The 12,673-nt window shown below is 52.6% G+C and carries 12 protein-coding genes; 11 read left to right on the top strand and 1 reads right to left on the bottom strand.

Annotated features, from left to right (window positions below; all coding sequences use genetic code 11):
* Positions 1-207 precede the first annotated feature (207 nt).
* From MHH28_RS22495 to MHH28_RS22465, 7 genes are all read left to right on the top strand, one after another.
* Entirely contained in the window at positions 208-888 is a 681-nt protein-coding gene (locus MHH28_RS22495; protein ID WP_405117211.1) for a hypothetical protein, read from the top strand.
* A 254-nt stretch (positions 889-1,142) separates the two neighbouring features.
* A complete protein-coding gene (locus MHH28_RS22490; protein ID WP_405105724.1) occupies positions 1,143-2,696 on the top strand; it encodes a peptidoglycan DD-metalloendopeptidase family protein in 1,554 nt (517 codons plus the stop codon).
* Positions 2,697-2,898: 202 nt separating this feature from the next.
* Positions 2,899-3,630 carry a response regulator YycF gene (gene yycF / locus MHH28_RS22485; protein ID WP_405105722.1) on the top strand — a complete coding sequence of 244 codons (732 nt, stop codon included), beginning with the start codon at positions 2,899-2,901 and terminating at the stop codon, positions 3,628-3,630.
* The gene (walK, locus tag MHH28_RS22480; RefSeq protein ID WP_405105720.1) at positions 3,630-5,462 is read left to right on the top strand and encodes a cell wall metabolism sensor histidine kinase WalK; all 1,833 of its coding nucleotides are present in this window, start codon (positions 3,630-3,632) and stop codon (positions 5,460-5,462) included. Before yycF ends, walK begins: the two co-directional genes overlap by 1 nt.
* A complete protein-coding gene (locus tag MHH28_RS22475) occupies positions 5,459-6,751 on the top strand; it encodes a YycH family regulatory protein (protein WP_405105718.1) in 1,293 nt (430 codons plus the stop codon). Before walK ends, MHH28_RS22475 begins: the two co-directional genes overlap by 4 nt.
* Before the next feature lie 47 nt (positions 6,752-6,798).
* Positions 6,799-7,539, top strand: a complete 741-nt coding sequence (yycI, locus tag MHH28_RS22470; protein ID WP_405105716.1) for a two-component system regulatory protein YycI — start codon at positions 6,799-6,801, stop codon at positions 7,537-7,539.
* 16 nt (positions 7,540-7,555) lie between these two features.
* Entirely contained in the window at positions 7,556-8,362 is an 807-nt protein-coding gene (locus tag MHH28_RS22465; RefSeq protein ID WP_036699804.1) for an MBL fold metallo-hydrolase, read from the top strand.
* Here the strand turns inward: MHH28_RS22465 and MHH28_RS22460 are convergent.
* Positions 8,331-8,537, bottom strand: coding sequence for a hypothetical protein (locus tag MHH28_RS22460; protein ID WP_209879260.1), 207 nt, complete (start codon positions 8,535-8,537; stop codon positions 8,331-8,333). The two genes, MHH28_RS22465 and MHH28_RS22460, sit on opposite strands and share 32 nt — an antisense overlap.
* Positions 8,538-8,894: 357 nt before the next feature.
* On the opposite strand from MHH28_RS22460, the gene MHH28_RS22455 reads away from it, so the two are divergent.
* From MHH28_RS22455 to MHH28_RS22440, 4 genes are all read left to right on the top strand, one after another.
* Positions 8,895-10,142: a S1C family serine protease gene (locus MHH28_RS22455; RefSeq protein ID WP_405105713.1), complete on the top strand. Its 1,248-nt coding sequence runs from the start codon at positions 8,895-8,897 to the stop codon at positions 10,140-10,142.
* A 396-nt stretch (positions 10,143-10,538) separates the two neighbouring features.
* Positions 10,539-10,739 carry a cold-shock protein gene (locus MHH28_RS22450; protein WP_019914582.1) on the top strand — a complete coding sequence of 67 codons (201 nt, stop codon included), beginning with the start codon at positions 10,539-10,541 and terminating at the stop codon, positions 10,737-10,739.
* Between the two features lie 90 nt (positions 10,740-10,829).
* Positions 10,830-11,060, top strand: a complete 231-nt coding sequence (locus tag MHH28_RS22445; protein WP_036699797.1) for a cold-shock protein — start codon at positions 10,830-10,832, stop codon at positions 11,058-11,060.
* A 222-nt stretch (positions 11,061-11,282) separates the two neighbouring features.
* Positions 11,283-12,671, top strand: a complete 1,389-nt coding sequence (locus MHH28_RS22440) for a cytochrome ubiquinol oxidase subunit I (protein WP_405105705.1) — start codon at positions 11,283-11,285, stop codon at positions 12,669-12,671.
* Positions 12,672-12,673 lie beyond the last annotated feature (2 nt).

Below are 12,673 nucleotides of genomic sequence, written 5' to 3'. Positions count from 1 at the left end.
CGGCAGAACTGAATAGATACGTATAGGAGCAGGGGCCTCGGTGAGGCTCCTGCTTTTGTATGTACGGATGCATTTTCAGCAGGGAATCAGCTTTTCTATGCTTCGGGGACGTTTCCCGGGCGTTGTTCTAGTCAATACTGTGAGAATGGGATCAATAGCGCACTGATTCTTCAGAGGTTGAATAGAGCAGGGTGTAGGGGAGTGGTGATGGTGAAAATGATGAAGCGTGCGCTTAGCATCTGCCTGATTGTGGTGCTGGCCAGCGGACTGTCCATGCTGACGACGGCATATGTGGTGAATACCTATATCCAGTCGGTGCTGGCCAGCTTTGACATCAAGCTGGATGGGCCGGGACCGGGAATTGGCGGCTTCGTGAAGAGTCTGACCGGTATGGGGGGCAGCGGGACTGCCTCCAAGGAGAATTCCAAAGCGGCCTCAAGCGAGACGAAGAACTCCACCAAGGAAGCTGATGCGAGTAAGGTGGACGGGGCGAAGAAGGACAGCAGCGGCGGAAAGAGCGGCAATAATCAGGAGAAACCGGTGGAGGAGACGGTGCCGGACAATGCGCTGCCGGTGATGGGACAAGCTTCCGCGGGAGAAGAACAGAGTGAACAGGGACTGGACCAGAATCTGGTGATGACACCGGAGGCTATGAACGAATTGAAGGAGAAGCTCCCTGCGAGCGAGAAATCCAATATCTTCAATATTTTGATGAGCAAGCTTCCCCAGGAGGAAATGATCAAGATCTCTGCTGCCCTGGAGGGCGGCTTGACAGAGAGCGAAGTAACGGAACTACAGGGAATCATTGAGAAGTACGTGGATGAGGATGAATATAAGGCGCTGATGAAAATGCTTACACCAGATAGCGGCGGAACAAATCAGAACTAAAAATTGTCACTTTTTGGACACGGCATCGCTGTTTAAAACGCATATTTTGGGAAAAAACCCGCGATTTTCGCGGGTTTTGCTATGGGAGCAAAGTTGAAATTTTTCTGCAGGCTATGGTACAGTAAAAAAGGACTAATAAGGGTTAATATTTTGTAACCTTTTCCGTCGTTGTCACCTAAGCCATATTCATACTCATGCACATCAATGCACAAAGCATATAAATTCTTATTTTCACAGCTGAAAGGGAGAGTTACATGAAAGGATTGAAGTTCATGCGCCGGATGGGGAACCTGTGGAACCGTGCAGAATCATCCGCAGGATCTGGTGCAGCAGACAGGCAGGGCAAGGAAGCAGCAGCGGCGGGTGAACCCCGCGTCTTTCAGGGGGAGATGAAATCCCGCCGCCGCAGGCGTTCATGGCTGCTCGCTTCAGCCGGCCTGGTTCTTCTGGCCACATTCCTGGTGGGGGCACAGAAGAGACAGGTCACCGCGAACACAGTCACCTACTACAAAGTGCTGGTAAACGGCGAAGAGGTCGGAGCGCTGAACCAGCAGGCAGAGCTGAACAAGCTGTTCGAGGAGAAGAGACGGGAATATCAGCTCAAGTACCCTGACTCTGTGATGGTACTTCAGACCGGCGGCATCACTACCGAGGCCCAGCAGGCCTACAAGCCGGAGATCAACAGCGAAGCAACACTGGACAAGCTGGATGGTATGCTCAAAGCTTATGCTGTAGGCGTACAACTGGCTGTGGACGGGGAACCGCTCGGGATCGTGAAGGATCAGGAGACGGCGGCGGCGGTGCTTCAGGCCGTGAAGGCGCATTACGCTCCGCAGAAGGCCGCAGCTCCGGGAGCGAAGCTGAAGAAGACGGCGGCCAGGGCTGGAGCCGCAGCTCCAGCAGCCAGTGATCAGATAGAGTCGGTCAAGATTCGGGAGGAAGTTAACATTGTTCCGGTGAAGGCAGACCCCAATAAGGTGCTCAGTGTGGAGGAAGCGGTGAAGGTACTGACCGAAGGCAGGGAGGCGCCGCTGTTATATGCGGTTCAGGAAGGCGACACTGTCTCCGCTATTGCGTCCCGGTTCAACATCACACAGGCGGAGATTTTCCGTAACAATCCTGAGGTGAAGGAGCTTAGCCTGCAGATTGGGGATCAATTGCAGCTGACGGTGCCGCAGCCTGATCTTACGGTGGTGACCGTAGAAGAGGTAACCGAAGAGGTGGTCACAGAGCCTGAGGTTATTATCCGTAAGAGCGACCAGCTGCCGGCAGGCAAGCGTAAGGTTGTCCGCCCCGGACAAACCGGGCTCAAAACGATGCAGTACAGGTTGACCAAAGAGAACGGACGGGTGGTCCAGGAAGAGTGGCTGGGTCAGAGCGTAGTGAAGGCTTCCCTGCCTGAAGTTGTCTACTCCGGTACCAAGGTTATCGGAGAAGGAACCGGAATGTTCGCGTGGCCGGTTAGCGGAGCGATGATATCCAGCAGCTACGGCGAACGTTGGGGACGCGCGCACAAGGGTGTCGATCTGGTATCGGGCAACCGCACGATCAAGGCTGCGGATGCGGGGACGGTAAGCTTCGCCGGTGTGCAGAACGGATACGGCAATGTGGTTATCGTGGACCATAACAACGGATACGTTACGTATTACGGGCATTTAAGCAGCATCTCGGTCTCCATGGGACAGAAGCTGGGACAGGGCAGCCCTATCGGAATTATGGGCAGCACCGGGCGCTCAACGGGGACGCACCTGCATTTCGAGATCCGCAAGAACGGAACTGCCATCAATCCGATGAAGTTTCTGAAATAATGAATAACAGATAGGCTTCCATTCTATTATTCTCTGCCGTCCGGATGATTTCGGGCGGTTTTTGTATCCCACGGAAAGTATCTGAACAATCTCGGAGCTAAAGCCTCACTTTGTGGGGCTGTTTTGATGTGACGCCAAGCCAGGTATGTTAAAATGAAGGAATCAGGGTTTCGAGTATCGTTAGAAAGGTGAAGCTGAGCATATGCAAATGGGAACGATTCTGGTAGTGGATGATGAACAACCTATTGCTGATATATTGAAATTCAATCTGGAAAAAGAGGGCTATGATGTCATTTGCGCCTTCGACGGTAACAGTGCGGTGGAGCTGGCTCTGTCCAAACGCCCCGATCTGATGCTGCTGGATCTCATGCTGCCCGGCAAGGACGGCATGGATGTCTGCCGTGAGGTGCGCGCTGCCCATCTGGATATTCCCATCATCATGCTTACTGCCAAGGACGGGGAGATTGATAAGGTGCTGGGCCTTGAGCTTGGCGCGGATGATTATGTAACCAAGCCGTTCAGTACACGGGAGCTGCTGGCGAGGGTTAAGGCCCAGATGCGGCGCCAGCATAAGCCATCCGCTTCGGAAGCGCCGAATGGGGCGGCGGAGAGCAAGCAGGGAGTCTATCATTTCGGATTGTTCATTGATACCGACATGTACATGGTCTACAAGGATAGTGAGCCGCTGGATCTGACGCATCGTGAATATGAGCTGCTCTATTATATGATCCGCCATGCGGGCAAGGTAATGACCCGCGAGCATCTGCTGCAGGCGGTGTGGGGCTTCGAATATTTCGGCGATGTGCGGACGGTGGATGTGACGATCCGCCGGCTCAGAGAAAAAATTGAGGAGAATCCCAGCAAGCCGGAGTATATCCATACCCGGCGCGGGCTCGGTTATTTGATGCATAGCCCCAAAAACGGAGGATTGTAATGAAAGCACTGTCCTTTTTCCGGACGATTCAGGCCAGGCTTATCGTGATCTACGTGCTGCTGATTCTGATTGCGATGCAGCTGATCGGCGTATACTTCGTCAGCTCGATGAAGAATTCGCTGACCGATAACTTCACCAAGGACCTGAAGGCCCGGGCCGAGATGCTCTCGATTCTCACCGCCGACAAGTTCGGCAGTGAGACGGGCACAGCCGATGAGGAATCGGCTGTGGAGAGCCTGCGCGGCATGGTGAACAATCTGTATATCAATGGTGCAGAGATTCAGGTGCTGGATGCGAGCGGCAAGATTATCACCACCTCGATCCCTTCCCAGAATGACTATGTCGGCCAGCGGAACACGCAGACCGTGGTCAGCCGCGCCTTGCAGGGCATCAGCGATAATGAGGAATATATCATCGCTGATGATAATGTGCGCAAGAAGGTAGTGGCGAAGCCGGTCATCTCCGGCGATAAGGTGGTAGGTGCCATCTATATCGCCGCCGATATGAAAGACTTATATGCCACTATGAGCCGGATTAATAGTGTATTCCTCTCAGGACTGCTGCTGGCGCTGGCGCTCACGGCCGTGCTGGGGGTCATTCTGGCGCATACGATCACGCATCCGATCAAGGAGATGACCAAGCATGCTACGGCTGTGGCGGAAGGACGCTTCAACCGGAAGGTTCCCGTGTTCGGCAATGATGAGATTGGCCAGCTGAGCCAGGCCTTCAACTATATGACAGACCGGCTGCGCGAGGCGCTGCTGCAGAACGAAGAGGAGAAGGAGAAGCTGTCCTCCATTCTTGCCAATATGAGTGACGGTGTCGTAGCAACAGACGAGAGCGGCGCGGTGATTCTGATGAATACACGCGCCGCCTTGATGCTGGGTGCGGAAGGGCCCCTTCCTGCCGGGGCCTCGCTCGGCGGACTGCTGGGGCTGGAGCCCGAGCAGTCCGTCTCGGTGACCCAGGGCATTGCCCAGTCGGCTATGCTTCATCTGTCTCCCATGGGCGGAGAGGACCCCAATATTGTGCGGGTGACCTTCACCCCGATCCAGCGCCGTGAAGGCGGACGGATCGCCGGGACGATAGCGGTGCTGCAGGATGTTACGGAGCAGGAGAATCTGGAGGAGTCCCGCCGGGAGTTCGTGGCGAATGTGTCGCATGAGCTGCGGACGCCGCTTACGACCATCAAGAGCTATGCGGAGGCGCTGGATGACGGTGCACTGGAGGATCCGCAGCTTGCCGTGCGGTTCGTCGGGGTCATCCGCAATGAGACGGAGCGCATGATCCGGCTGGTTACGGATCTGCTGCATCTGTCGCGGCTGGATTCCAAGGAATCCAGCCTGCGGATTCAGCAGACGGATATCTCCGAGATGCTGGAGGATGTGGCGGACCGCTTCTCCTTCCAGATCCGCCAGAAGCGGATTCATATCAGCACGAGGGTGCGCAAGGATGTCGCCACTGCGTGGCTGGACCGCGACCAGATTGACCAGGTGCTGGGTAATCTGGTCTCCAATGCCCTCAAGTATACGCCGGAAGGCGGGAGTATTCAGCTGGAGGCGCATAAGAACGAGGACGGCATGCTGGCCGTGTCTGTCCGCGACTCCGGGATTGGGATTCCGAAGAAGGATATTGAACGCATCTTCGAACGCTTCTACCGGGTCGATAAGGCGCGCTCGCGGAATATGGGCGGAACAGGTCTGGGCCTGTCCATTGCCCGGGAAATTGTCAAAGCCCACGGCGGCTCTATTTCCCTGCAATCGGAGCTGAATGAGGGCTCGCTGGTAACGTTCACGCTGCCTTTGATGAAGCAAAGGGGGAGTGAGGCGTGAAGGAGAGAATCAAGTCATGGATGCTGGTCCTGCTTATACTCGGAAGTCTCGTGGAGAGCTATTATCTGATCTACAGGCTGCCCGGCAGCGACTCGGCAGTGTTGTCGAAGACCTTATATGTGAAGACGGATAATATGGGGCCGAAGGAAAAGGTGGAGAACCTGCTCTACCCCGATAAAATGATTATTCATATGGGCGGAGACAAGCATACGCTGTTCTACCCCAGCTCCACTTTCTATAACCTGATTATGAACCGCCTGAAGGGCCGCAGCTTCGAGAGCTTCCAGCGGAGGTCCGTACAGGATTTCGACTGGGACAAGATCCGCAGTGAGAATCCGGGCATTGAGCTGTCGTTCGGGGCAGGCATTCCGGTAACGCTGCTGCAGCGGGTTATGCAGATCTCGTCGGATTCGCTGTTCGAGGGGGAGAGCATTGACCGGATCTGGATCTACAATATCAAAAATGACTCCAAAGCCCATGTCATCTTCTTCAGCACACGCGGGGATATTGTGTACGAGGCGGCTAAGGCTGATCTTACGGTCCAGGATGTGCAGCAGCATGTGGACTTCGGTAAGAATCTGACTCTGTATACAGCCGTGAACGGTGAGTATTATGTCCCTGAGGCAGATGTTCCGCTGGTTAAAGTTGTGATGCCTGCGGGTATGTATACCATTGAGCAGATGCAGAGCAATCTGTTCTTCGATGCAGGCAATACAAGATATATTCCTGAGAAGGACGGCTCCAAAATCTATACTGACAGCAAACGCAGCCTGCAGGTGGACCAGGAGCAGAACTGGATGAGTTATAGTGATCCTGCAGCACTTCCAGACGGGGACAGCACACCGGCGAAGGATGCGCTGGTGGCGGTGGAGTTTGTCAATAACCATGGCGGCTGGAACGGAACCTACAGGCTGGCTGCTACGGAGGAGAGCCGGCAGGACCGCAAGGTTTCTTTTCAACAATATTATGGCGCTTATCCGTCCGGCTCCTATCCGATTATGAGCAATCCTCAGCTTCAGTATGGCGTAATCCATCTGGAGCTCCAGCAGGGAACGGTCTCTTCCTATGAGCGCTCCCTGATGTACACGAATGAGGAGAAATCTGAAAAGACCATTGTTGAGCTGCCCGGCGGCGAACTGCTGAAGCAGCGGCTGGCGCAGATCGGCAGCTCCTTGCGGATCATTGAGCTTACGCCTGCCTATATGCCTGCGCTGGCCGGGGAGAAGCTGCAGCTTCATCCGGTCTGGCGGGTTACACTCAGTGACGGCAGTGAGCTTACATTGGATTAGGGCAGAAATGAGCAAGCGGACAGGATACCGATTCGAGGAGGGACGTTATGGACTGGGGAAGGGCCAAGAGTGTATTGATATATGCCTTTCTGGTGCTGAATCTGCTGCTGTGCTATCAGCTATGGATCGATGTGCGCGATCAGGTCAGTGCGGGACTTGACTTCACTTCCCTGTCCGCAGAGACTCAGGCGGTGATGGAGGAGAAGAATATCCGGCTGCTGTGCCCGATTCCGGCCGGCACTCCACAGCTGCCCGATATTACCTACCGTTATTCGGCTGAAGAGCAGAATGAACAGCCTGTGAAGCTTAAGGAGCCGGTCGACAGCAAGCTGATGTACTCCTCGTTCTCGGAGCTTAGCAATCTGCTGAAGAGCCAGATTCCCGACATTGCCAATTACCGGTTCGATTCACAGGAGAGTGAGGTCGGCAAGTTCGTCCTGCATCCGCTGGTGGATAACAAGTGGTCTCTGTTCAGAGTGCGGCTGGAGCTGATTAACAGTGACCAGAAGATTGTGGCCTACCGCTGGCCGAAGATTGAGATCGGGGCAAGCCGGAGCGAGGATCTGCAGAAGGTTCTCCCGGCATCGCAGGCGCTTAGCAGTCTGATCGAGAAGTATTTTCCTGCGGGTGCTGCAGTGAAGGAGATTGAGCTGGGCTATTACGGCGAGTTGTTCAACTCCGAGAGCCAGGTAGCTTCGCCGATGTGGCGGTTCATGCTGGAGGACGGCAGCGCCTATTATATGGATGCGATCAGTGCGGATATTATCAGTCCGAAGACAACAGAGTAGAAGGAGCAGGAGAGATATGGGGATTTCATTTACAGTACTGTCCAGCGGTTCTACCGGGAATGTGACAGTGGTGCGTAACGGCGAGACCACACTTATGATCGACGCGGGCTTGAGCGCGAAGCGGATTGACGAGCTGCTGGCGATGCGCGAGCTGACCGGAGCGGAGCTGGACGGGATTCTTGTGACCCACGAGCATTCGGATCATATTAAGGGGCTGGGTGCGATGGCCCGCAAGTATAATCTTCCGATCTATGCGAATTCGAACACCTGGGGAGCCATAGAGAAGGGGATCGGCAAGATTGAGGAGCATAACCGGGTCATTATGGAGACCGGGCAGCACCGGGATTTCGGCAGTATGCGGGTGGAATCCTTCGCCATCTCCCACGATGCTGCGGAGCCGGTAGCTTACAATTTCTATGACGGCAAGGAGAAGCTGTGTGTAGCGACAGACCTCGGGTATGTCAGCGACAAGGTAAGAACGGCCATATCGGATGCCGATGTGCTTGTGCTGGAGTCGAACCATGATATCGAAATGCTGAGGATGGGGCGTTATCCCTGGAATACGAAGCGGCGGATTCTCGGCGATCTGGGGCATCTGTCCAATGAGGCGGCAGGCGCAGCGCTCAGCGAAATTCTGAGCGGGCGGACCAAGCGCGCCTATCTGGCCCATCTTAGCAGAGACCATAATATGATGGATCTGGCGAAGATGTCCGTGCGCGGGGCGATGGAGGACCGGGGCTGCTTTTACAAAGACAGTGAATTCAGGCTCTGCGACACCTACTATGACCGGCCTACGCCATGGGATAAGGTGAGCCAGTCATAAGGCGGTCGACTTCGGTAATCTTGTGCTCCAGCTCCTGGCGGGAGAACAGCCCTTTATCAATCAGCAGCTCAATCATGGCATGCTGAACTAGAATCAGCTGATAATGTTCATCCTTAAGGTCCCCCAGCTTGCCAATAAACTGCACCAGATCCTTACTTGTTGAGAAAGATTCCATAGTCCGGTCCTCCTTGTGAATTGGATTGCAGTGAGGCTGTGAATAATTTACATTTATTTAACGCAGAAAACATGTGGGCAGCGCGGCTGCCTGTGATACAATCATATAGAGCGGTACTAATCCTATTGTAGTCTTTTAAGTTGCAAAATATTCCGGATACAAGCTGATAAACTTTTTAGTAGCTTATTAGAATAATAGACATCCCTTGCGCTTAGAACCCACTGGAATGTGGTGAATAAATCAAGTGAAACCTTTTAGTACTTCATGAAGTCTAAGAGATATAGCGGTTAAGCTCGGGCGTGGTTGCTTGGCGTTCAGGTCTTGAATGCGGTGGCAATAGAGGGGAGAGAGTGTAACGTGGGATTATTCGATGATGATTTCTATTCAACCAAGGTGTCACGGCGCAGAAGCGGCAATTCCAAATCATCCGGCGGATATGCTGACGGCAAGTGGGCTGTCCGCAAATCGAAGCGGTCTCTGGCAACCTGGCAGATCGCGCTGATCAGTTCGGTATGCAGTGCTGTAGTGGCTGTACTGCTGTTCAGTCTGGTAACAGGACAGTTCACCACGGAGAGGGCCCAGGCTCCGGTGGCTATGGATAAGGTGGCTGCGAGCAGCGCAGATCCGTTCGACCGGATTATTCAGGCTGCTGCACATGTCCGCCCTGCGGTAGTGAGCATCATTAATCATAAGGAAGACAACAAGGAACTTAATATTCTCGATGAATCCGCGTTAGGCTCGGGAGTTATCTATAAGAAGGATGATAAGAAGGCGTTCATCATCACCAATAATCATGTCATTGAGGGCGCCGGCAAGCTTGAGGTTGTTACAGTAGACGGCCAGACACACAAGGCAGAGCTGGTAGGCGCGGATAAGGTAAGCGATATTGCCGTGCTCTCCATTGACGGCAAGGGAATTGACCGGATTGCCGAGATCGGGGATTCCTCCAAGCTGCGGCTGGGCGAGACCGTCATTGCCATCGGCAATCCGCTGGGGCTGGGCGATACGCTGACTTCCGGCATTGTCAGCTATACAGAGCGGACGATACCGGTGTCACTGAACCAGGATGGCGTGTACGATTGGGAACAGGAAGTGATCCAGACGGACGCTGCCATTAACGAAGGCAACAGCGGCGGCGCGCTGGTGGATCTGGATGGCAAGGTGATCGGTATTAATACGATGAAGATCTCCGATACGGGCGTGGAGGGATTAGGCTTTGCAATTCCAGCCAATCATGTAGTGGACACTGCCAATGAGCTTACCTCCAAAGGCCGGATCGCCCGTTCATATCTGGGCGTATATTCAGTGGATCTGAACAACCCTTATGTGCCGCTGGCCGATGACCAGCGCAAGGAGCTTAATCTTCCGTCCGCAGTAACCGACGGGGTAGTGGTTCTCGATGCGGTGGGACCGGCGAAGGATGCAGGCCTGCAGCTTAACGATGTGATAACGAAGTTCAACGACAAGCCGATTATCTCCACGCTGTCGCTGCGCAAATATCTGTACGATCATACCAAGATCGGCGATAAGCTGAAGATCACCTTCTACCGCAATGGTGAAGTGAACCAGACCACGGTCCAGCTTCTGGAGAAGCCTGAGGAATAAAATTGGAAATGGCCGTATATAATAAAGAGGCAGTCACGATTACGGGAACAGTTCAAGGCGTCCTCTTCCCTAAAAAAGAAGAGGGCAGGGCTGTTTCAAGGTTAAATAAATGGGGTAAATGGCAGTATTGGGTATAAATATTACTATTTAACCCTGCTGGTAGCCCTTACATTGGGAAGAAGTCCTTATAAGGGAAGAAACGGAGAAATTAGGGTAGAACAGCTTGCCTTTGTTAATCAGGTGTGGTAACATGAAATTACTCTCATACAATTGATACCTTATTCTCGCATTGAAAAGGGCTGTCAACCAAAGCTACAACCTTTCTCAATGTGTGAATTTTTTCTTTGTCTGAAGATAAAAAGAACATATTAATTTAAATTTGTGGAGGTAACACACATGCAAACAGGTACAGTTAAATGGTTCAACGCAGAAAAAGGATTCGGTTTCATCGAAGTTGAAGGCGGAAGCGACGTATTCGTTCACTTCAGCGCAATCACTGGCGACGGCTTCAAAACTTTGGACGAAGGCCAACGCGTTGAATTCAACGTTGTTCAAGGCAACCGCGGACCACAAGCCGAAAACGTTGTAAAACTGTAATTAATAGAAGATACCGTCCCCGCTTGTGAAAGTTGGGACGGTCTTTTTTTATCGTTACTTGCTTGCAACATAAAGGAAGGAGGAACGGCAATGAACTACCGGAAAAAGCCTTTGGAGGAAGTACCAGAAGAAAATACCGCAATATGGGCTTGTACCAATGAGGACTGCAATGGATGGATGAGGGATAATTTCGCATTTGAACATGCGCCTTCCTGCCGTCTCTGTCATTCCCCAATGGTTCGTAGCATGAAGATGCTGCCGCAATTGCTTAATTCAAATGGCGATCTCAAATCGCTTAAGAAAGGTATTTCCATTACCTAGACCAATGCCTTTATGAGCCAAGACAACTATAGATGCAGGATACATTCAAGACGGTGAAACCGTCTTATTTTTTTTGCTTTTGAACGTAAATTTGTGATATTTGTCACAAATTTATTGTTTTTTATGCCTAAATGGGGCGTGGAGTGTGATTATTATCACACTTTGGGTGAGGGAAATTTGACAAAATAGACATAACGAATGGGGAGAAGGAAGGGGAGAAATATGGATACAGTACTGCTGTCGCGCATACAATTTGCGTCGACGACAATTTTTCATTATTTCTTTGTGCCAGTATCGATCGGACTTGCGCTCATAATTGCCATTATGGAGACCATGTACGTAAGAAAGGGCAATGAAGAGTACAAAAGAATGGCGCAATTCTGGGGGAAGCTGTTCCTCATTAACTTCGCAGTAGGCGTGGTGACAGGGATCCTGCAGGAATTCCAGTTCGGAATGAACTGGTCGGACTATTCACGCTTTGTCGGTGATGTGTTCGGGGCTCCGCTTGCTATTGAAGCTTTGCTTGCGTTCTTCCTGGAGTCCACGTTCATCGGAATCTGGATCTTCGGCTGGGATAAGGTATCCAAGCGGATTCATCTAGTATCCATCTGGCTGGTAGCCCTCGGGACGATGCTGTCCGCATTCTGGATTCTGCTGGCTAACTCGTTCATGCAGCATCCGGTAGGCTTCGCCTTGAATAACGGGCGTGCTGAAATGAATGATATCTTCGCGCTGATTACGAACGGCCAGCTGCTGGTGGAATTTCCGCATACAGTACTTGCCGCATATGCTACAGGCGCATTCCTCGTAACAGGGATCAGTGCTTACAAGTTGCTTAAGAAGCAGGACGTTGCCTTTTTCCGGAAATCGTTCGAGATTGCAGCAATTGTAGGGGTTATCTCTTCCTTCGGCGTAGCGGTTGCGGGACATGCACAGGCCCAATATCTTGTAGAGACACAGCCGATGAAGATGGCCGCCTCCGAAGCGCTGTGGGGCAAGAGCGGCGATCCGGCACCTTGGACGGTGTTTGCCAATATCGATGTTAACAACCAGACCAACAGCAATGAAGTTCAGGTTCCGTATCTGCTGAGCTTCCTGTCCTACAGTAAATTCTCCGGTGAAGTCAAGGGGATGCTGGAGCTGCAGCAGGAGTATGAAGTGGCTTATGGGCCAGGAGATTATATCCCGCCGGTCAAAACAACCTTCTGGAGCTTCCGGATTATGGTCGCTGCCGGAACGCTGATGATGCTGTTTGGGGTATATGCGATCTACCTCATGTGGCGCAAAAAGATGGACAGACCGAATAAATGGTTCATGCGGTTCATGTTCTGGGGACTGCTGCTTCCGCCGATTGCCAACACGGCCGGCTGGATTATGACAGAGATCGGGCGTCAGCCATGGACGGTATTCGGACTGATGACTACAGAAGACAGTGTGTCCCCTAATATTACGAGCGGACAGGTGCTGTTCTCGGTGATTTCTTTTACCGCGATTTATGCCATATTGGGTGCGGTACTGGTCGGCCTGTTCATCAAGGTGATCAAAAAAGGTCCTTATGCTATGGACAACGAACACGGTGAATCCCACGATCCGTATAACAAGGAGGGCTAACC

The organism is Paenibacillus sp. FSL K6-1217 (assembly GCF_045040735.1).
Classification (GTDB): Bacteria; Bacillota; Bacilli; order Paenibacillales; family Paenibacillaceae; genus Paenibacillus_AQ.
This window is presented reverse-complemented; position numbering and strand designations above follow the sequence as displayed.